Origin of the sequence: Streptomyces sp. NRRL S-37 (genome assembly GCF_000721605.1) — a bacterium.
Lineage (GTDB): Bacteria > Actinomycetota > Actinomycetes > Streptomycetales > Streptomycetaceae > Streptomyces.
This window is the reverse complement of sequence record NZ_JOIZ01000012.1, coordinates 26,371-45,545: the sequence shown is the minus strand read 5'-3', so window position 1 is coordinate 45,545 and position 19,175 is coordinate 26,371. Positions and strand designations below refer to the sequence as shown.

At 73.9% G+C, this 19,175-nt stretch carries 18 protein-coding genes; 1 reads left to right on the top strand and 17 read right to left on the bottom strand.

Translation table 11 applies throughout. The annotated features are described in order from the left end of the window. Window positions 1-18: 18 nt before the first annotated feature. The 17 genes from IH50_RS0118525 to IH50_RS0118445 all read right to left on the bottom strand — a co-directional run bounded on the left by IH50_RS0118525 (window position 19) and on the right by IH50_RS0118445 (window position 17,912). Window positions 19-684: a response regulator gene (locus tag IH50_RS0118525; RefSeq protein ID WP_030863045.1), complete on the bottom strand. Its 666-nt coding sequence runs from the start codon at window positions 682-684 to the stop codon at window positions 19-21. Next, window positions 681-2,039 (bottom strand): sensor histidine kinase, encoded by a 1,359-nt coding sequence (locus tag IH50_RS0118520; RefSeq protein ID WP_234328196.1) that lies wholly within the window; start codon window positions 2,037-2,039, stop codon window positions 681-683. The genes IH50_RS0118525 and IH50_RS0118520 overlap by 4 nt, the downstream gene beginning before the upstream one ends. 102 nt (window positions 2,040-2,141) lie before the next feature. Then, complete coding sequence (locus tag IH50_RS0118515) at window positions 2,142-2,804, bottom strand: response regulator (protein WP_030863041.1); 663 nt, start codon at window positions 2,802-2,804, stop codon at window positions 2,142-2,144. After that, window positions 2,801-4,123 (bottom strand): sensor histidine kinase, encoded by a 1,323-nt coding sequence (locus IH50_RS0118510; RefSeq protein WP_030863037.1) that lies wholly within the window; start codon window positions 4,121-4,123, stop codon window positions 2,801-2,803. Before IH50_RS0118510 ends, IH50_RS0118515 begins: the two co-directional genes overlap by 4 nt. Further along, window positions 4,116-5,309: an acyltransferase family protein gene (locus IH50_RS0118505; RefSeq protein ID WP_030863032.1), complete on the bottom strand. Its 1,194-nt coding sequence runs from the start codon at window positions 5,307-5,309 to the stop codon at window positions 4,116-4,118. Before IH50_RS0118505 ends, IH50_RS0118510 begins: the two co-directional genes overlap by 8 nt. After that, the gene (locus tag IH50_RS0118500; RefSeq protein WP_030863028.1) at window positions 5,306-6,286 is read right to left on the bottom strand and encodes an alpha/beta hydrolase; all 981 of its coding nucleotides are present in this window, start codon (window positions 6,284-6,286) and stop codon (window positions 5,306-5,308) included. Before IH50_RS0118500 ends, IH50_RS0118505 begins: the two co-directional genes overlap by 4 nt. Before the next feature lie 366 nt (window positions 6,287-6,652). Then, on the bottom strand, window positions 6,653-7,522 hold the full coding sequence (locus IH50_RS0118495; RefSeq protein ID WP_030863026.1) for an alpha/beta hydrolase: 870 nt from the start codon (window positions 7,520-7,522) through the stop codon (window positions 6,653-6,655). A gap of 165 nt (window positions 7,523-7,687) precedes the next feature. Next, window positions 7,688-8,881: a kynureninase gene (kynU, locus tag IH50_RS0118490; RefSeq protein ID WP_030863024.1), complete on the bottom strand. Its 1,194-nt coding sequence runs from the start codon at window positions 8,879-8,881 to the stop codon at window positions 7,688-7,690. Further along, window positions 8,874-9,707, bottom strand: a complete 834-nt coding sequence (locus IH50_RS0118485; RefSeq protein ID WP_030863021.1) for a tryptophan 2,3-dioxygenase family protein — start codon at window positions 9,705-9,707, stop codon at window positions 8,874-8,876. Before IH50_RS0118485 ends, kynU begins: the two co-directional genes overlap by 8 nt. Window positions 9,708-9,872: 165 nt before the next feature. Beyond that, window positions 9,873-10,286, bottom strand: a complete 414-nt coding sequence (locus tag IH50_RS0118480; RefSeq protein ID WP_030863017.1) for a DUF3151 domain-containing protein — start codon at window positions 10,284-10,286, stop codon at window positions 9,873-9,875. A 17-nt stretch (window positions 10,287-10,303) separates the two neighbouring features. Further along, a complete protein-coding gene (locus tag IH50_RS0118475; protein WP_030863014.1) occupies window positions 10,304-11,773 on the bottom strand; it encodes an MFS transporter in 1,470 nt (489 codons plus the stop codon). A gap of 64 nt (window positions 11,774-11,837) precedes the next feature. Continuing rightward, the gene (gene fbaA, locus IH50_RS0118470; protein ID WP_030863010.1) at window positions 11,838-12,869 is read right to left on the bottom strand and encodes a class II fructose-bisphosphate aldolase; all 1,032 of its coding nucleotides are present in this window, start codon (window positions 12,867-12,869) and stop codon (window positions 11,838-11,840) included. 162 nt (window positions 12,870-13,031) lie between these two features. Beyond that, window positions 13,032-13,580, bottom strand: a complete 549-nt coding sequence (pyrE, locus tag IH50_RS0118465; RefSeq protein ID WP_030863008.1) for an orotate phosphoribosyltransferase — start codon at window positions 13,578-13,580, stop codon at window positions 13,032-13,034. Window positions 13,581-13,590: 10 nt separating this feature from the next. Continuing rightward, the gene (locus IH50_RS0118460) at window positions 13,591-14,379 is read right to left on the bottom strand and encodes an aldose epimerase (RefSeq protein ID WP_030863006.1); all 789 of its coding nucleotides are present in this window, start codon (window positions 14,377-14,379) and stop codon (window positions 13,591-13,593) included. Between the two features lie 265 nt (window positions 14,380-14,644). Next, the gene (locus IH50_RS0118455) at window positions 14,645-15,541 is read right to left on the bottom strand and encodes an SRPBCC family protein (protein WP_030863004.1); all 897 of its coding nucleotides are present in this window, start codon (window positions 15,539-15,541) and stop codon (window positions 14,645-14,647) included. A gap of 86 nt (window positions 15,542-15,627) precedes the next feature. Then, window positions 15,628-17,301, bottom strand: a complete 1,674-nt coding sequence (locus IH50_RS0118450; protein WP_030863001.1) for a polyamine aminopropyltransferase — start codon at window positions 17,299-17,301, stop codon at window positions 15,628-15,630. 59 nt (window positions 17,302-17,360) lie between these two features. Beyond that, window positions 17,361-17,912, bottom strand: a complete 552-nt coding sequence (locus IH50_RS0118445; RefSeq protein WP_030862998.1) for a DUF2617 family protein — start codon at window positions 17,910-17,912, stop codon at window positions 17,361-17,363. Window positions 17,913-18,904: 992 nt separating this feature from the next. On the opposite strand from IH50_RS0118445, the gene IH50_RS0118440 reads away from it, so the two are divergent. Beyond that, complete coding sequence (locus IH50_RS0118440) at window positions 18,905-19,132, top strand: hypothetical protein (RefSeq protein WP_107062083.1); 228 nt, start codon at window positions 18,905-18,907, stop codon at window positions 19,130-19,132. Window positions 19,133-19,175: the final 43 nt, after the last annotated feature.

The following is a 19,175-nucleotide window of genomic DNA, read 5'->3' as shown; positions in this document are numbered from 1 at the left end:
CCCGCCCCCTGACCAGGGTCAGCCGGGGGTGACCAGCCGCGCCTCGTACGCGAAGACCGCCGCCTGGGTGCGGTCCCGCAGGCCCAGTTTCACCAGGATGCGGCTGACGTGGGTCTTGATCGTGGACTCGGCGACCACCAGCCGTCCGGCGATCTCGGAGTTCGACAGGCCCTGCGCGATCAGCACCAGCACCTCCGTCTCCCGCTCGGTCAGCTCCCCGTACGCCCCGTGCGCGGTCGGCATCAGGCGCGGGGCCTCGGACAGCTTGGAGAACTCGGTGATCAGCCGCTTGGTCACCGTCGGGGCGAGCAGCGCCTCGCCGGACGCGACGACCCGTACCCCGTCGGCGAGCTGGCGGGCGGAGGCGTCCTTGAGGAGGAAGCCGGAGGCGCCCGCGCGCAGCGCCTGGTAGACGTACTCGTCGAGGTCGAAGGTGGTGAGCACCAGGACCTTCGCCGCGCTGTCGGCGGCGACGATCTCCCGGGTCGCCTCGATGCCGTTCAGCTCGGGCATGCGGATGTCCATGAGGACGACGTCGGGGGCGAGTTCGCGGACCCGCTCCACCGCCTCGCGGCCGTTGACGGCCTCGCCGACGACCTCGATGTCGGGCATCGCGCCCAGCAGGACCGAGAAGCCCTCGCGCACCATCATCTGGTCGTCCACGATCAGGACACGGATCGTCATGCGTCACCTTCGTTCACCGTGGCGACCGGCAGGAACACGGCGACCTCGTAGCCGCCGTCGTCCGTCGGGCCGGCCGTCATCTCGCCGCTCAGCATGGTGACCCGCTCGCGCATGCCGGTGAGGCCGTGGCCGGCTCCGGGCGAGGGCTTGATCAAGTGCGGTTCGGGGGCCGGGTCGTTGACGACGCGCACGCCGAGGCCGCCGAGGACGTACCCGATCTCCACGCGGGCGCTCGCGCCGGGCGCGTGCCGCAGGCTGTTGCTCAGCGCCTCCTGCACGATCCGGTACGCCGACAGCTCCACCCCCTGCGGCAGCTCCCGCACCGCGCCGGTCACCACCTTCTCCACCCGCAGCCCCGCGTCGCGCACGTTGACCAGCAGGGCGTCCAGGTCGGCAAGGGTGGGCTGCGGGGCGTCCGGGGCCTCGTAGTCCTCGGCGCGGACCACGCCCAGGATGCGGCGCAGCTCGGTGAGGGCGGCGACCGCGTTCTCCCGGATGGTGACGAAGGCGCGCTCCAGCTCCGGCGGCGGGTTCTCCACCCGGTAGGGGGCCGCCTCGGCCTGGATGGCGACCACCGACATGTGGTGGGCGACCACGTCGTGGAGCTCGCGGGCGATGGTGGTGCGCTCCTCCAGCGCCGTGCGCCGGGACCGCTCGTGCGCGGTGACGGTCCGCTGGGCGGTCACCTCCTGCTGGGCGGTGCGGCGGATGTGCCACACGGAAACCGCGAGCAGGGCGAACGCCGAGGTCACCAGCATGGGAGCGCCGTTCGTGTAGTAGTACGACCCGCCGAAGAAGACGTCCGCGAGGAAGGCGTACACCGCGGTCAGGATCCACATCCAGACGGCGGTGCGGGGCCGGGTGCGCAGCGCCACGACGACCAGCACGGCCAGGTGGCAGACGAACGCGCCGGGCATCCACGGCCAGTCGGTATCGCCGCTCGGGATCAGTGCGACGATCGGGGTCACCGCGAGGGACATCCAGAACGCGCCGACCGGCCGCACCAGCGTGGCGGCCACCGGGGCCGCGCACAGCAGGCCGGTCAGCAGGGCCAGGACGTCCCCGCCGGGGAGGCCGCCGCCGAGCGTGCCGGCCATCAGGGCGATCAGCGCCAGGACCCCCACCACCGCGTGCGGGAGGTGCGCCGCGGCCGACCGCGGCCGGGCGGGCAGCCGGCGGACGAACGGGCCGTCCGTGCGCCGGGGCGGCAGCGGGCGGTAGGCGAAGGGGTCGTGGAACAGGTCCTGGCGCAGCCCGCGCAGGGCGCTGCGGACCGCCTGGTACTCCGGGCTGCGGGTCCCGGCCCCGTTCCCGCGCGGGGCGGCCGGGGGCTGCTGGTGAGTCGTCTCGGTCACGCTCACACGGTAGGCCGACCGGGTGAGCGCGGTCGTCCCCGCTGAGAGGGGTTCCCGGGCGTCCGTCTCAGGTACTACGCGGGCCGCGCGCCGGGTCACCCGTCAGTACCCGGAGGGACGCACCAGCCCCGACTCGTACGCGAACACCGCCGCCTGGGTGCGGTCGCGCAGGCCCAGTTTCACCAGGATGCGGCCGACGTGCGTCTTCACGGTCTGCTCGGCCACCACGAGGCGTACCGCTATCTCCGCGTTGGACAGGCCCTGCGCGATCAGCGCGAGCACCTCCGTCTCGCGTTCGGTGAGATCCTTCACGCGCTGCTTGAGGGGGCTGCGGGGGCGGTCGTCCAGCCGGGAGAACTCGGCGATCAGCCGGCGGGTGACGCCGGGCGCGAGGAGGGCGTCCCCGGCCGCCACCACCCGTACCGCCTCGGCGAGCTGGTCGGCGGAGGCGTCCTTCAGCAGGAACCCGGACGCCCCGGCGCGCAGCGCCTCGTACACGTACTCGTCGAGGTCGAAGGTGGTCAGCATCAGCACCCTGATGTGCGGGGTGGCGGTGGTGATGCGGGCGGTGGCCTCGATGCCGCCGAGTTCGGGCATGCGGATGTCCATCAGGACGACGTCCGGGGTGAGCTCGGCGACCTGATCGACCGCGTCGAGACCGTTCACCGCCTGGCCGACGACCTCGATGTCGGGCTGCGTGTTGAGCAGCACGGTGAAGCCCTGGCGGACCATCTGCTGGTCGTCGGCGATCAGTACGCGGATCATGCGGTGCCGTCCTGGGGAAGGGGGTCGGTGGCGGGCGGGGCGGGGGCCGGGAGGTAGGCGTCGACCTTGTAGCCCTTCCCGGCCCAGGGGCCGGCCGTCAGCCTGCCGCCCAGCATGACGGCCCGTTCCCGCATGCCGAGCAGTCCGTGCCCGGCGCCCGCGGACGGCGGTGCCTCCCGGGTCGGGCCGGTGTTGACGACCGTCACCCGCAGCCCCCGCGGATCGTAGGCCAGGGTGACGTGGGCGGTCGCGCCGGGCGCGTGCCGCAGCACGTTGCTCAGCGCCTCCTGCACGATCCTGTACGCCGACAGCTCCACGCCGGGTGGCAGCGGGCGGTGCTCCCCGCTGGTCGCGGTGGTCACGGTCAGTCCGGCGGCGCGGGTGTTCTCCACCAGCGCCTCCAGCCGGTCGAGGGTGGGCTGCGGGGCGTCCGAGCGTTCGCCGGGGGCGGGGTGTTCGGAGCGCAGCACGTCGAGGACGCGGCGCAGCTCGGTCAGCGCCTCGACGGCGTTCTGCCGGATGCCGGCGAGGTTCTCCTTCAGCTCGTCGGGCGGGTCCTGGACCAGGTGCGGGGCGACCTGCGCCTGGATGGAGATGACCGACATGTGGTGGGCGACCACGTCGTGCAGCTCGCGGGCGATCCGGCTGCGTTCCTCCAGGAGGGTGCGGCGGGCGCGTTCCTCGGCGGTGAGGGTGGTCTGCCGGCCGAGTTCGACGCGGGCCTCGCGGCGGCCGCGCAGGGCGGTGCCGAGGACGACGGCGACCGTGAACAGGGTGACGGCGAGCTGACCGGTGGCCGAGTAGTTCCACGCGCCCCAAAGGCCCTGGAGGACGTAGGTGAGCAGTCCCGTCAGCGCCAGTGCCTCGACGGACACCCGGGTGGGCACGCGCAGGGCGAGCAGCAGCAGCACGAGCAGGTGTTCCGCGATCCCCCAGGGGGTCCAGGGCCACGGGAAACCGTCGATCTGGCCCGCCATCAGCATGCGACGCAGCAGAACCGCACCCAGCACTGTGGCGACGACCGACAGCCACAGCGCCGGAACCGGGCGCCGCAGCGCGAGGACGGCCGCACCGCCCTGTCCGACCGCGACCAGCACGGAGTAGCCGCTGCCGATCTTCCCGTACTCCTGGAGTTGCGCGACCCCTCCGGCCATCGCGACGAACGCGGCCAGGCACACCACCCCGTGCGGTACCCAGCGCAGCCACACGGACGGAGGCAACGGGTCCGCGCGGGCCGTCAACAGGTCGTCCCGCAACACCCCCAGCCACCGCCGGACGAGCTCCGCCCCCTTGTCCGTCACGCGGTCCAGCCTAGACATGCCGTGCCTCCTTCGTCGCCGGCCGGTGCGCGCGGACCACCCGGGACCGCCCGCGCCGCCCTCCGTCCCCGTCCCCGCCCCGCTCCCAGGACCGGAACGCCGACCGGCACAGGGCCAGGGCGAGGACGAACACCGGCAGCCAGACCAGCCGGGCGGCGACCCAGCCGAGGCCGTCGGGGACGGTGTGCAGGCCGGGAAGGCGGCCGGCGAGGAGGCCGGTGGCGGTGGTCGCCATGAGGGCGGTCTGGTGCCAGAGGAAGATCGTCATCGCGGAGAGGTTGACCAGCGCCACCGCCGCCCACGCGACGGGCCGCCGCATCGCCGTGCGCAGCCGGTCCCGCAGCAGCAGCGCCAGCCCGCACTGGGCGAGGCCGAAGGTGACGGCGGCCAGCGTCGGCGGGTTGAGGTTGGACACGTCGGCGCCCGGGACGCCGACCATCGACGCCGGGTAACCGGCCCGGGCGACGAGGACGGCCGTGACGGCCGTACCGGAGAGGAGCAGGATCCAGCCGGTCCTGCGGTGTTCCAGCTCGCCGCGGGTCCAGGCCGCGCCCAGGGTGTACGGCACCAGCCAGCCGGCCGCCAGGTTCAGCCAGCCGAGCCGGTCGTCCGCGCCGAGGCCGAAGCGGAGCAGGTCGACGTGGAGGACGACGGCGAGCGGCCACAGCGGGTGGAGCCGGGCGACGAGCGGGGTCGCGGCGGTGAGGGCGGCGAAGACCAGCAGGAACCACAGTGGTGACAGGGCCAGTTTCACCAGCGTGCGCACGGTCGCGTACTCGGCGCCGGAGAGCAGCAGGGCGGCCGTGACGACCGTCCACAGGAGGAGGACGGCGGCGACCGGCTTGAACAGCCGGGCCAGCCGGCCCCGCAGCCAGCGGCGGTACGGGATGCCGCGGGCGCGGGACGAGGCGTACCCGCGGGTCGCCACGTGCCCGCCGACCAGGAAGAACACGGCGAGGGTCTGGAACACCCAGGAGACGGGGGCCAGCCACGGCAGGTGCTGGAGCGGGCTGGCGGCGCGCAGGGTGCTGCCGTCCGCGACGAGGGCGGTGACCAGCCAGTGGCCGAGGACGACACCGAGGACGGCGCCGGCCCGCAGGGCGTCCACGGCACGGTCGCGGTGGTCCGGGGTGGCCGCGTCGACGCGTGCGGCGGCGTGGCGTATCGCGGTGGTGAGGCGGCTCACGAGGTCACCGCCGAGGTCTCGCCGAGGACGATCCGGGTGAGGTTGGCCAGGGAGGCGGAGCCGGGGGCGAAGTAGTCGCTGTGGCCGCCGTCGCCGGCGTCGAAGACCCGGGCGCCGAAGGCCGGGGAGACGGGGTCGGTGCCGAAGCCGACGGTGGTGCCGAGGAGGTCGGCGCTGAGGTGCGGGACGTTCCCGACCCAGTCGTCGGCGCCCCGGGCGGCCCAGATCCGGGCCCGGGTGCGCAGGCCGGCGGCGGTGTCGGAGCCGGTGCCGGGGCTGCCGAGAAGGGCGATGTCGTCGACGTCGAGTCCGCCGGCGGCCTCGGCGCAGACGACGGAGCCGTAGGAGTGGCAGAGGAGGGAGACGCGGGCACGCGGCCCGGCGACGGCACGCACGTCGCCGACGAGCCGCCGCAGTCCGGGTGCGGCTTCCTCCGCCCGGTCGGTGGTGGCGACGGTGGCGCTGACGGTGGCGGGGGTCTCGTAGCCGAGCCAGGCCACGACGGCGGCCCGCGTGCCGAGCCGCTCGTGCAGGGCGAGGGCGGTGGCACGGAACCGGCCGTAGGTGTCGATGCCGGTGTCGGAGCCGGGGACGAGGACGGCGACCCGGTCGGCGTGCGCGAGGTCCCCGAACACCTCGGTGACCAGCCCGGCCCCCCGCCCGTCGAAGTGCAGCAACTGCCGCCCGGCCAGCGCACGGTCGGCGGCGGCCCGCCGCCGGTCCCCGTACGCGGCGGCCATCCGGGCGGCTTCCGCGGCATTGGCCCGGTGGGCGGCATACACCGCGTCAAGATTCGCCGCGGACGGCCCCGCGACCGCGGCGGGCACCGGCGCGGGCACCCGCCCCTGATCCGCCCCGACGAGGGGCACGACCACAGCACAGGCAACAAACACCGCGAGCACCCCCCGCAAAACCCGCGCCCCGCGCGCTCCGTAGGCCCTGCGGGCAGCCGTGTCACCGCTCCCGCGGACAGCCATGCCACCGCTTCCGCGGGCAGTCGTGCCGCTGGGGCGGCACGGGTGGGCGCGACGGCACCCCACCGGCGCCGGGCCGCGCGAACACCCCCCGGCACGCACCATCGCGGAGCACCCCTCAAGCGCCGGGCCGCGCAACCCACCCCCGGCCGACTCCAACGCCGGGCACCCCACACGCTCGCGCACCACGGTGGCCGCACCTCCCTCTTCCGCCCGCCCATCGGGCTTACCGGAAAAGGAAGTTACGGAGCGTCGCGGGTAACCCGCGTCCCGCTGGGGGACTCACCTGCGGGGTAGCTCTCAGGTACTAGGGGTACGACCGGGCCGAGGCCCGACAGGGGTACGACCGGGCCGAGGCCCGCCCCAAGCTCACCACGCGAGCTGAGCGATCTCCTCCGCCACCACCGCACACGCATCCGCCCCCGGATCGATCAGCGGAAAGTGCCCCACGTCCTCCAGCAGCGTCACCCCCACCACCTCCCCCGCCTTCGCCGCCGCCTCCGCGTACGCCTCGGCGACCACCTGCGGCACCACGACGTCGGTACGCCCCTGCACCAGGGTCGTGGCGATCCCGGTGGGCAGCAGCAGCCCGGGATCGGCGTACGGCCGGCGCTCGGCGAAGTGATCGTCCCCGCCCAGCAGTTGCCGCGCCGCGCCCCCGCACACGTCCAGCTTGTCGGCGACCTCGAGGTCCGCGATCGGCGCGAGCGCGACCACGCCGCGCAGCGGTGCGGGCTCGTCCGTGCGCCAGCGGGAGCCCGCCGGCAGGACGTGCCGCGCGGCGGCCCACAGCGCCAGGTGCCCGCCCGCCGAGTGCCCGGTGAGCACGGTCCGCCGCGGGTCGGCCCCCGGCACCCGCTCCCGTATCAGCCCCGGCAGCGCGTCCAGCGCGGCGGCGACGTCGTCGAAGGTGTCGGGCCACCGCCCCGCGACCGGATCACCGCCGCCCGGCTCCCCCGCCCCGTGCCGGTACTCGACACTGGCCACGGCGAATCCCCGCCCGGCCAGGAAGGCCGCGAACGGGCTGATGTGGCGCCGGTCGTACGGTGCCCGCCAGGCACCGCCGTGCAGCACGACCACCACCGGCGCGGGCCCACCCTCCCCGCGCGGCGCGTAGAAGTCGACGACCTGGTCCGGGTCGTCGCCGTACGCCACCGTGGTGTCGGGGGCCACGGGCGGGTGGGAGAAGGCCGACTCCTCCTCGGCGGCGGCCCGGGCGGCTGCGACGTCGTCCGTCATTGCTCCAACCTCTCAGCGACAGAACACGAGTGACGGACCGGCGGGAACGCGGCCGTTCGGCCGGGACGGTATCAGCACGTCCGCGTGCGCCGGCATGCGGATGTCACGCTCGGTCAGCGGACCCGGGGGACGACACCGTACGACGTCGCCCCCGGCCCCGGAGGGCTACGCCAGCACCTCCGCCAGCACCCGCGCCGCCCGCTCCACGTCCGCGAAGCCGACGTACAGCGGGGTGAAGCCGAACCGGAGCACGTCCGGCCGGCGGAAGTCCCCGACCACGCCCCGCTCGATCAGCCGCTCCATCACGTCCCCGGCATCCGGGCAGCGCAGGGCGATCTGACTGCCCCGCTCCCCGTGCGCACGCGGCGTCACACACGCGACCCGCCCCTCGGGCACGTACTCCTCGACGCACTCCAGGAAGAAGTCCGTCAGCGCGAGGGACTTGGCGCGCACCGCCTCGACCGTCACCCCGTCCCAGACCTCCAGGGCCGCCTCCAGGGCGAGCATGGAGAGGATGTCCGGGGTGCCGACCCGCCCGCGCACCGCGCCCGCCGCCGGCTCGTACTCCGCACGCATCCCGAAGGGCTCGACGTGCGAGTTCCACCCCGGCAACGGGGAGTCGAAGCGGTCCTGGAGGTCCGCGCGCACGTACAGGAACGCCGGTGAACCGGGCCCGCCGTTCAGGTACTTGTAGGTGCAGCCGACCGCCAGGTCCACGCCGTGCTCGTCCAGGCCGACCGGCAGCGCGCCCGCGCTGTGGCACAGGTCCCAGACCACCACCGCCCCCGCCGCGTGCACGGCGGCCGTCAGCGACGGCAGGTCGTGCAGCCGCCCGGTGCGGTAGTCGACGTGGTTGAGCAGCACGGCGGCCGTACGGTCACCGAGCGCGTCCGGCACCTCGGACGGGGGCACCGGACGCAGCGTGCACCCGGTCATCCGGGCCGCCGACCCGGCGATGTAGCCGTCCGTGGGGAAGGTGGTCGCGTCGACCACGATCTCGTCCCGCGCCGCATCGCCCAGCCGCGCCAGCCGTACCGCGCCCACCAGCGCCTTGAACACGTTGACGCTGGTCGAGTCGCCGACCACGATCTGCCCGGCCGCCGCGCCGACCAGTGGCGCGATCCGGTCGCCGATCCGTTCCGGCGCCGTCCACCAGCCGCCCTCGGTCCAGGACCGGATGCGCAGCTCGCCCCACTGCCGGCGCACCACGTCCTCGACCCGGCCGGGCACGGCGACGGGCAGCGCGCCCAGCGAGTTGCCGTCGAGATAGACCACGTCGTCGAGCACGAACTCGCCGCGTTTGGCGGCCAGTTCGTCGGAGGCGTCCAGCTTCTCCGCCTTCGTCTTCAGCTCAGACATGGGACCGCGCCGTCCACAGCTCGGGGAACACGCTCTTCTGCGCCCGCTTCTCCAGCCAGGCCACCCCGGCGGAGCCTCCCGTGCCGGCCTTGGCGCCCATCGCGCGGCGGGTGGCGACCAGGTGGTCGTTGCGCCAGCGCCACACCAGTTCGGCGACATCGGTCAGCGCCTCGCCGAGCCGGGCCACCTCGTCGCGCTCGTCGCCGGAGTAGACGGCCGTCCAGACCGCCTCCACCTGCGCCGACGGCTCGTACTTACCGGACACGTCGCGCCGCAGCACATCGTCCGGGATCGCGTGCCCGCGCCGGGCGAGCAGCCGCAGCACCTCGTCGTACAGGCTCGGCTCGTGCAGCGCCTTCTCCAGCTCGGCGTGCACGCGGGGCGTGCCCCGGTGCGGGACCAGCATGGACGCGGACTTGTCGCCGAGCAGGAACTCCATGCGCCGGTACATCGCCGACTGGAAGCCGGAGCCCTCGCCGAGGGCTCCGCGGTAGGAGTTGAACTGCGCCGGGGTGAGCCCGCTCAGCGGCTTCCAGGAGGCGTTCAGCGCCTCCAGCTCCCGTACGGACCGCTTCAGCGCGTCGACCGCGACCGGGATGTCGTCCTGGCGCAGCGCCTTCGCCGCGGTCTCCCACTCGTGGACGATGACGGTGAACCACAGCTCCATGACCTGGGTGGTGACCAGGAAGACCATCTCTCCGGGATCGTCGGAGAGGGTGTGCTGCAGGTGGGTGAGGACGTCGGCCTTGACGTAGTCCTCGTAGGGGGTCGTCCCCTCGAAGTCGAGATGCGGGGTCTCGGGCTGCTCGTGAGCCTCGTGGGACATCGCTGTCTCCTGTACCTGTACTCCGGGTAGCGGTCCGCCCCTGCCGTTACCGGCACGGGGGCCCCGGTCCCCACGGTGCATCCTGCGCAATCGTCCCCCACGACCGCAAGGCCCGCCTGCGCACAGGCGGGCCCCGGAGACATCACAGGTCAGCCGGTCAGCCGGTCAGCCGAGGACCTGGGCCGCCGTCGGCGAGGAGTCCTTCAGGAACTGCGAGCAGCGCTCGTACTCCTCCTGCTCGCCGATCGCCTGCGCGGCGCGGGCGAGGGCGTGCAGGGCGCGCAGGAAGCCGCGGTTGGGCTCGTGCTCCCACGGCACCGGGCCGTGGCCCTTCCAGCCGTTGCGGCGCAGCGCGTCCAGTCCGCGGTGGTAACCCGTACGGGCGTACGCGTACGACTCCACGACGCTGCCCCGCTCGAATGCCTCGTCGGCCAGCCGGGCCCAGGCCAGCGAGGAGGTGGGGTACTTGGCGGCGGCGTCGGCGGGAGAGGCGCCGGAGGCGAGCAGCTCGCGCGGGCCCGGGTCGTCGGGGAGGTGGGTCGGGGGCGGGCCCCCGAGGAGGTTCTCGTGAATCGACATGGGTCCAGTCTCGTACATCAGCGGGGCGGACTCCCGCCCTCCTCCCCCGTCTCCAGCGGGGGCACCGCCACGCTGCCGTGGGTGTGGCACTCGGGGTGCGGGCAGCCGGGGGCCGGGCGGCGCACGGTCGCCCAGGCGATCGCCGATCCGGCCGCCAGGACGGCCGCGCACAGCAGCATCGCCCGCCGGAACGCGTCGTCGAAGGCGTCGGGGAGCCGGTACGCCTCCGGGCCCATCCCGGCGAGCAGCGGCAGCGCGGCCACGGCCACGAGGCCGGCCGCGCGGGCGGCGGCGTTGTTGATGCCGCTGGCCAGGCCCGCCCGCGCGGTGGCCACGGAGGCGAGGACGGTCGCGGTGAGCGGGGCGACCAGGGTGACCATGCCGAGGCCGAGCACCAGCAGCGCGGGCAGCACCTCGGTGGCGTACGAGGCGCCGGGCCCCACCCGCAGCATCAGCAGCATCCCGGCGGCGCACAGCAGCGGTCCGACAGTGAGCGGGATGCGCGGGCCGATGCGGTCGCCGAGTTCACCGGAGCGGGCGGAGAGCAGCAGCATCAGGGCGGTCGTGGGCAGCATGGCCGTACCGGCGGCGAGCGCGGACCAGCCGACGACGACCTGGAGCTGGAGCGCGGCGAGGAAGAAGAACCCGCCGAAGGCCGCGTACACGCACAGCGTGACCAGGTTGACGGCGGTGAACTGCCGGGAGGCGAAGATGTCGAGCGGCATCATCGGGTGCGGGCGGCGCCTCTCGACGAGGACGAACGCGACCGCGGCGGCCGACCCGGCGACCGCGGAGACGGCGACCACGAGGGACCCCTCGCCGGCCTCGATCAGCGCGTACGTCACCAGCGCGAGGGCGACCGCGCCGAGCGCGGCGCCGAGGACGTCGAACCGGCCCTCGTGCTCCCCTCCCGTCGACTCCGGCACGTGGCGGACGGCGACGGGGGCGCACAGCAGGGCGAGCGGCACGTTGAGGAGGAACACCCAGCGCCAGCCGGGCCCGTCCACCAGCCAGCCGCCGACGAACGGCCCGACGGCCGCGCCGATCCCGCCGAAGCCGGACCACAGGCCGACCGCGCGGCCCCGGTCGTCGGGGTGGAAGGTGGCCTGGATGAGGGCGAGCGAGCCGGGCGTGAGCAGGGCGCCGCCGACGCCCTGGAGCGCGCGTGCGGCGATGAGGACGCCGGTGTTCGGGGCGAGGCCGCACAGCAGGGAGGCCGCGGCGAACCACAGCACGCCGACGACGAACACCTTCCGCCGCCCGTACCGGTCGCCCAGCGCCCCGCCGAGCAGGATCAGCCCGGCCAGCGTGACCATGTAGGCGTTGACGGTCCACTGGAGGGCGGCGAGGTCGGTGTCGAGGTCGCGGCCGATGCGCGGGAGGGCGACGTTGACCACGGTGGAGTCCAGCAGGGCCATGCTGGAGCCGAGGACCGTGGTGAGCAGGATCCACCTGCCCTGCGGGGAGGCCAGCCGGACGTCGGGCATGCGGCGAGCATACGGAAGGAGCCCGGCACCGCGTGCGGTACCGGGCTCCCACCTCCACGCGGTGTTACTTCAGGCGGGTGCCCGTGGAACGCAGGTTCTGGCAGGCCTCCACGACGCGGGCCGACATCGACGCCTCGGCCAGCTTGCCCCAGGTGCGCGGGTCGTAGGTCTTCTTGTCGCCGACCTCGCCGTCGACCTTCAGGACGCCGGCGTAGTTGCGGAACATGTGGTCGACGACCGGACGGGTGAACGCGTACTGGGTGTCGGTGTCGATGTTCATCTTCACGACGCCGTTCTCCAGCGCGGTGAGGATCTCCTCCGGGGTGGAGCCGGAGCCGCCGTGGAAGACGAAGTCGAACGGCTGGGAGCCGGCCGGCTTGCCGTACTTGGCGGCGACGCCCTCGTTGAGCTCCTTCAGCAGCTCGGGGCGGAGGACGACGTTGCCCGGCTTGTACACGCCGTGCACGTTGCCGAAGGACGCGGCGAGCAGGTAGCGGCCCTTGTCGCCGAGGCCGAGGGCCTCCGCGGTGCGGACGGCGTCGTCGACCGTGGTGTAGAGGGAGTCGTTGATCTCGTGCGAGACGCCGTCCTCCTCGCCGCCGGTCGGGGTGATCTCGACCTCCAGGATGATCTTCGCGGCGCGGGCGCGCTCGAGGAGTTCCTGGGCGATGGAGAGGTTGTCGGCGAGGGTCTCCGCGGAGCCGTCCCACATGTGGGACTGGAACAGCGGGTTGCGGCCGGCCTTGACGCGCTCCTCGGACAGCGCGAGCAGCGGGCGGACGTACCCGTCGAGCTTGTCCTTCGGGCAGTGGTCCGTGTGCAGGGCGATGTTGACGTCGTACTTCTCGGCGACGATGTGCGCGAACTCGGCGAGCGCGACCGCGCCGGTCACCATCTCCTTCTTGTGCTGGCCGCCCAGGAACTCGGCGCCGCCCGTCGAGATCTGGACGATGCCGTCGCTCTCCGCCTCGGCGAAGCCGCGCAGTGCCGCGTGCAGGGTCTGGGACGAGGTGACGTTGATGGCCGGGTAGGCGAACTTCTCCGCCTTCGCCCGGTCGAGCATCTCGTTGTAGACCTCGGGGGTTGCGATGGGCATCTGTCCGCTCCTTATGCGTGCGGTGTGGCGTACTGCGTACGGTCGGCCCTGACCTGGAACCTTGGATGCGACGTCGTTGTCGGGGCCATCTTCCCAGACTTGCCCGTCCGGTCGACGGCGCAGGTCAAGTCGTTATGCGGCGGGATGTCGGACCCGGTGGTCTCAGTCGAGGCCGAGCTCGTCCTTGTCGTAGGCGAACAGGTACGGCACCCCGGCGCCCTCCTGGATCTTCTCGGCGGCGCCGGTCGCCCGGTCGACGATCGTCGCGACGGCCACGACCTCGGCCCCGGCCTCGCGCACGGCCTCGACGGCGGTGAGCGGGGAGCCGCCGGTGGTGGAGGTGTCCTCGACGACGAGGACGCGGCGGCCCTTGATGTCCGGGCCCTCGACGCGCCGCTGCAGCCCGTGCGCCTTGGCGGCCTTGCGGACGACGAAGGCGTCCAGCCTCCGGCCGCGCGCGGCGGCGGCGTGCAGCATGGCGGCCGCCACCGGGTCGGCGCCCATGGTCAGCCCGCCCACCGCGTCGAACTCCAGCCCCTCGGTCAGGTCCAGCAGCACCTGCCCGACCAGCGGGGCGGCCTCGCCGTCGAGGGTGATGCGGCGCAGGTCGACGTAGTAGTCGGCCTCCAGACCGGAGGAGAGGGTCACCTTGCCGTGCACCACGGCCTTGTCCTTGATCTGCTGCAGCAGCGCGCCGCGTACGTCACTCATGGCAGCCAGCTTAGAGGCGGGTCCAGGTCCAGGTGGTCGAGGCCTCCAGCGGCTCCAGCGGGGTGACCAGGCGGGGGTGGGTGTTCAGCCCGTTCGGCGGCCCGGTCTGCGGTTCCACGCAGACGGCCTCGCGCTGCTCGTCGTAGACGACGACCCACTCCTCCCGGCTGGTCACCTTCAGCTCCAGCCGCCCCGGCCAGGTGAGGGTGACGTCGACGCCGCCGGGCATCCCGAAACAGTCGTCCCACGGCCCGGGCTTCGGGTCGATCCGACGGCCCGTCGGCAGGTGGTCGTCACCCCGCTCCTCCTGCCAGGCGGGCGCGAAGTCGATCGCGACGTCCTCGCCGCCGAGGTTGCGGTTGAACCACGGGTGCCAGCCGATCTGCGCCGGGAAGGACGACTCGTACGTCTCCACGCTCATCGTCAGCGTCAGGGAGTCCCCGGTCAGCGCGATCTGCTGGGTGACCCGCCCGGAGTACGGCCAGGGCTCGACGAGGTCGTACGTGAGCACGGCCTCGTCGGTGCTCGTGCGGGCGGTGCGCCAGGCGGCGTCGCGGGCGGTGCCGTGGATGGCGTTCGGCGGGGCGTTGAGCGGCATCCGGTGCACGGTCGCGCCGTCCCGGAACCGTCCGTCGCGGATCCGTCCGCACCAGGGCACCATCGGGAAGCACCCGAACCGCTCCCCCTGCCGCAGCAGCTCGACGCCCCCGACCCGCAGTCCTCCGACCCGCCCGCCGTTCCCCGGCAGCACGGTCACCTCCGCGTCACCCGCGGTCAGCGTGATCTCTCCGTCACTCACGCGACGACCCTACTGGGACGACCGACAACACGCCGCCCTCCGCAGGCACTCCCCGCTCTCCGCGGGCAGTCGTGCCGCAGGGCGGCACGGGTGGGCGCGACGGCACCCCGCAAGCGCCGGGCCGCGCGAACACCCCCCGTCCCGTTCCCGCGGGCAGTCGTGCCGCTGGGGCGGCACGGGTGGGCGCGACGGCACCCCGCAAGCGCCGGGCCGCGCGAACACCCCCCGCCCGGCACCGACGCAACAGTACCGACGCAACGGCACCTCAGTGACGTCTGCGCAGCGCCCTGACCGCGACGACCACCGAGGCGACCGCCAGCGCCGCCGCCGGCGCGGCCCACCGCAGGGGCGTGACGGAGGCGACCGTCTGCGGCGCGGGAACAGGCGCATAGCGCCCGCGCGGCGGCGCATGGTCCACCTCCTCCGCACTGCGGCCGATCATCGTCCGCCGGGCATGCGCCGCCTCGGCCACGGAGTCGTCGTCCGCCTCGAAGGAGGACGCCGGAACCTCCGCGTCGAAGACGGACGGCGACACGTCCTCCGCATCCGGAGCAACCGACGGAACGTCCTCCGTCTCCGGAGCGGACGCCGGCTCATCAGGCGCCGGCGCCGGATCACCGGGCGCCGGCACAGCCGCGTCCTCCGCGTCCGGCGTGGTCTCGAAGTCGTCCGTGGCCCGCGGCTCGAAATCCCCCGTCGACAACAACTCGGGCGACTCCGGCTCCCCGGACCCCCGCTCCGCCGCGTCGGCCCCCAGGTTCTCCGCGAAACGGTTCAGCAGGCGCGCCACCGCCGAGGCCACCGCGTCCGCCGGGAAGCCCGTGACCCGGCCGTCGGCCGAAGCCGTACCCGAGACGACAAGAGCGGTACCGCCCTCCACGGACCGCACCCGCAGCCGCAGCGCGAGCTTCACCGAGCCGCTGCCGCGGGCCTCCGCCGCCTCGCCCTCGACGGCGTAGGAACCGTCGTCCCGCGCGGACACCCGTACGGCACCCCGGTAGGTGACGGAGTGGCCGCCGACGCGGATCTTCAGCCGTCCGGCGACGGGATCCGCGCCGGCGTCGTGCTGGAGCCCGGGCACCGCCCGGGCGACCCGCGCGGGGTCGTCCAGCACCTCCCTGAGCCGCTCCGCCTCGACCGGAACGAACACCTCGTGCTCCATGAATGCGGAGCCTACCCACGCGACGCCGGACCGCACCCCCGTCGACGGGAAGTCGCGGCGCGTCGGCGCGGAACGTAGTAAGGGGCTCAGCCGGAATACCTGGGGTGCACCAGCGTGGACGGCGGCGGACCGGCCACCCGGGTGCGCTCCGCCGCCCGGACGTCCGCCGTGAGGGAGGCGTCGGTGAGGGTGCGCGGACGCGGCCCGGCGGGGTCGAGACGGGGTACCGGAACGTTCCGGGCGGCCAGCACGAACCCCCAGTCGCGGTGGGCGTGGGCGGTGGCCGTGGCCCCCCGGTCGGGCCCGGCGGCGAAACCGGCCCGCCGCCCGCTCACCCGGTACACGGCGGTACGCAGCCCCGCCGCGCGGAGCGTCGCGTCCACCGTCCAGAAGTCGCGGGGGCGGGTCGCCACCGCGCCCCCGTGCACCACGAGCCGCCCGCCGGGCGCCAGCACCCGCCGGGCCAGCCCGTAGAACTCCTGCGAGTACAGCTTGGTGCTCGCGGTGATCCCGGGATGCGGCAGGTCCGAGACGACGACGTCGTACGCCGCCGGGGGCGCCCCGCGCAGCCAGTCGAAGGCGTCCGCGGTGGTCACCCGTACGCGCGGATCGTCGAGGGCGTGCGTGTTCAGCGCGGACAGCGCCGGATCGCGGCGGGCCAGCCGCACCACGCCCGCGTCGATCTCGACGACGTCGACCCGGCGCACCCCGGTGTGGCGCAGCACCTCGCGGACGGCCAGCCCGTCACCGCCGCCGAGGACGAGCACGCGCGCGTGCGGCCCGTACATGGCGGGGTGCACCAGCGCCTCGTGGTACCGGAGTTCGTCCCGGCCGCTGACCCGCAGCCGCCCGTCGAGGAACAGGTTCAGGGGCCGCCCTTCCCGCCCGCCGGTGAGCAGCACCTCCTGGACGTCCGTCTGCAGGGCCACCCGCACGTCGGAGCCGTACATGGCGTGCCGGGCGGCCCGCTCGAAGTCGTCGACGAGGACGGCCGCCGAGGCGAGGACCGCGAGCACGCACACGTTGGCGGTGACCAGCAGCCGGCGGGCGCGCCGCGTGAGGTCCTGCCGGAACAGCCCGAGCACCAGCGCCCCGCCGACGGCCGCGTTGACGGCGCCCGTGATCAGCGCGCCGGTCAACTGGCCGAGCAGCGGCAGGAGGAGGAAGGGGAAGGCGAGCCCGCCGACGAGCGCGCCGACGTAGTCCGCGGCGGACAGGTCGGCCACCGCGCGGCCCGCGTCCTGCCGGCGGATCCGCTGGATCAGCTCCATCAGCAGCGGCACCTCGGCCCCGATCAGCAGCCCGGTGGCGAGGGAGAAGGCGACCAGCAGCGCGCGTGGGCCGCTCGCCCACGCCCCGCCCCAGTCACCCGTCCAGGCGAACACGGCGTACAGCGCCATCGCGCTGCATCCGCCGACGAGGGCGAGGGCCGCCTCGACGGCGCCGAACCCGGCCGCCGCGTGCCGCCGCAGCCGTTTCGCGGCGAGGGAGCCGATGCCCATCGCGAAGACCATCACGGACAGCACGACCGACGTCTGGGCGACCGAGTCGCCCATCAGATACGTGGCCAGCGCGACCAGTTCCAGCTCGTACACGAGTCCGCAGGCCGCACAGACGAACACACCGGTGAGGACCAGGAACCTCCCCGTGCCCTGCCGCACCGGCAGCCGCAGCGCACTCCCCGCGTCGCCGGCGGGGCCGCCCGGCCCCTCCCAGGACTGCGCGGAACCGGGCGGTGCGGGGGCCTGCGGCTCGATCACCCCAGTGACGTTACGTCACACCCCCGCCGCACAACGTCACCCACACGTGTGGTCTTTGTTTACGCCTGCCCGATATTGGTACGAGCAACTACTTCCCCGGCCGGTCTCACCCGCACCCCCACTCTCGTCCGCGTCGCCACGAGCTGCCCGTCCTGCGGGTAGGCGTGCCAGGTCCGCCAGTGCACCTGGCCCTCATGGCTCTGGGCGAGCATCGCCGTGAACGCGTGCGGACTGCCGGGGAAGACCCCGGCGAGACCCTGCGGATGGTCGGAGACCAGGGCCAGCAGCTCCTGGGCACGGCCCGCGAAGGCCCCCGGGGAGAACACCTCCACCCGGGCGGCGAACTCGTACTCCCAGTCGTCCACCCGCTTGGCCACGCCCAGCGGAAGCGGCGTCCTGCTGCCCGGAATGCACGCCACCGTCTCCGAGCAGAGGCCTCGCTCCTCCTCCAGCAGCACCTGGTGGGACGCGCCGAGCAGTCTCAACTGAACCTTTCTTCCGGCCAGTTCGAGATCGAGCGTGGCCAGCGCGGGAAGCGGCTCGCGCCCCAGGGCCCAGGCGAGGTCGGCCGCGCGCGTATCGGAATAGGAGGTGTTCAGGGTCGTGAGCATGGATCGGCTCCGCTGGCACGCAAGGAGAGTGAGACAAGGGGTCGCGCACCCCGGCCGCGCCGGGGGACTCGGCCCGTCAGCCCGGTCGCCCGGCCGGAAGAAGGGTCCGCGGGGAGTCCGAGGGCCGTGTCGGTGTTTTATAGGCAATCATGAACTGTGGGGCCACCACAGCGTTTTTACCCAACTTCGTGGCTTTTCCATCCCTTGGGGGGCTCCTCAGCTCACCTGTTCAACCTCGGTGTGCGCTCCGAAGTGACGGCGTACGCCGACGGACCGCACACAGGAACGGCACAGCGGGGTCCGCCCAGGAACGGCACAGCGGGGTCCGCCCAGGTGCGGACCCCGCTGTCGCGGATGCGTCATCCCCCGATGCGGAGGCGGGCTGCCCCGTGTCAGCCGCCTCCTCCACCGCATCCGCCGCCGCCCCCGCAGGACGACCCGCCTCCGCAGGACGAGCCACCCCCGCAGGACGATCCTCCGGCGGAACCCGACGAGCAGGACCCGCCGCTGCCTCCGCCGTCTCCCGCCCACCAGCTGTCGCGGCCCTTGCCGCGACGGCCGGCGCCCACCCGCCGCGCGGGCCTGCGCGCGGCACTCACGACCGCGACCACCAGCACGAAAAGCGCGACCAGGATGATGCCGACCATGGCGTCACCCTCCTTTCGTTCCCCCGTGATCCCCCGAAGCGGCCCCCCGTGGGCGCCTCGCTCACGTGTGTGACCGGGAGATGCCCTCCCCCCACGCGGCCCAAAGCAGAGTTGAGCAACTTCTGAGGGTCCTGTCAGAGAGACCACTCCTGACCTGTACGGAAGGGCGGTTCGGGAACCGTCCGGGTCCCACCGGACCGTCCGCGGCTCCGCCGTTGGGGTGCCGGACCGGTCCGCGGCTCCGCCATCGGGGTGGGGGCGTGTGGCCATGTCCGGCACGGCGGGTTATCCATCCACCCGGGTGTCCCGTGATGCCCGCGTGCCGAAGAGAACGGAGAACCCCGCATGCGCGCTCCCCTGCGCCTGGTCGCCCTGGTCCTGCTCGCCGCCGCCGGCGCGACGGCCCCGACGGCCCCCGCCGCCGCGGTGGACAACCCTGTGGGGACGGTCACCTGCCTGACCGAGGCCCCCAGCGCCGTCGACGACATCGCCGCCGACCCGAAGGCCGCCCTCGACCCGGACTCCCTCCTCGACCCGGCCACGGCGCCCGGGGTGTCGTGCCTCGCCCCCTGACCCGCCCTCCCGGCGGAGGCCCGTCCGCGAAGGCGAGTTGAGG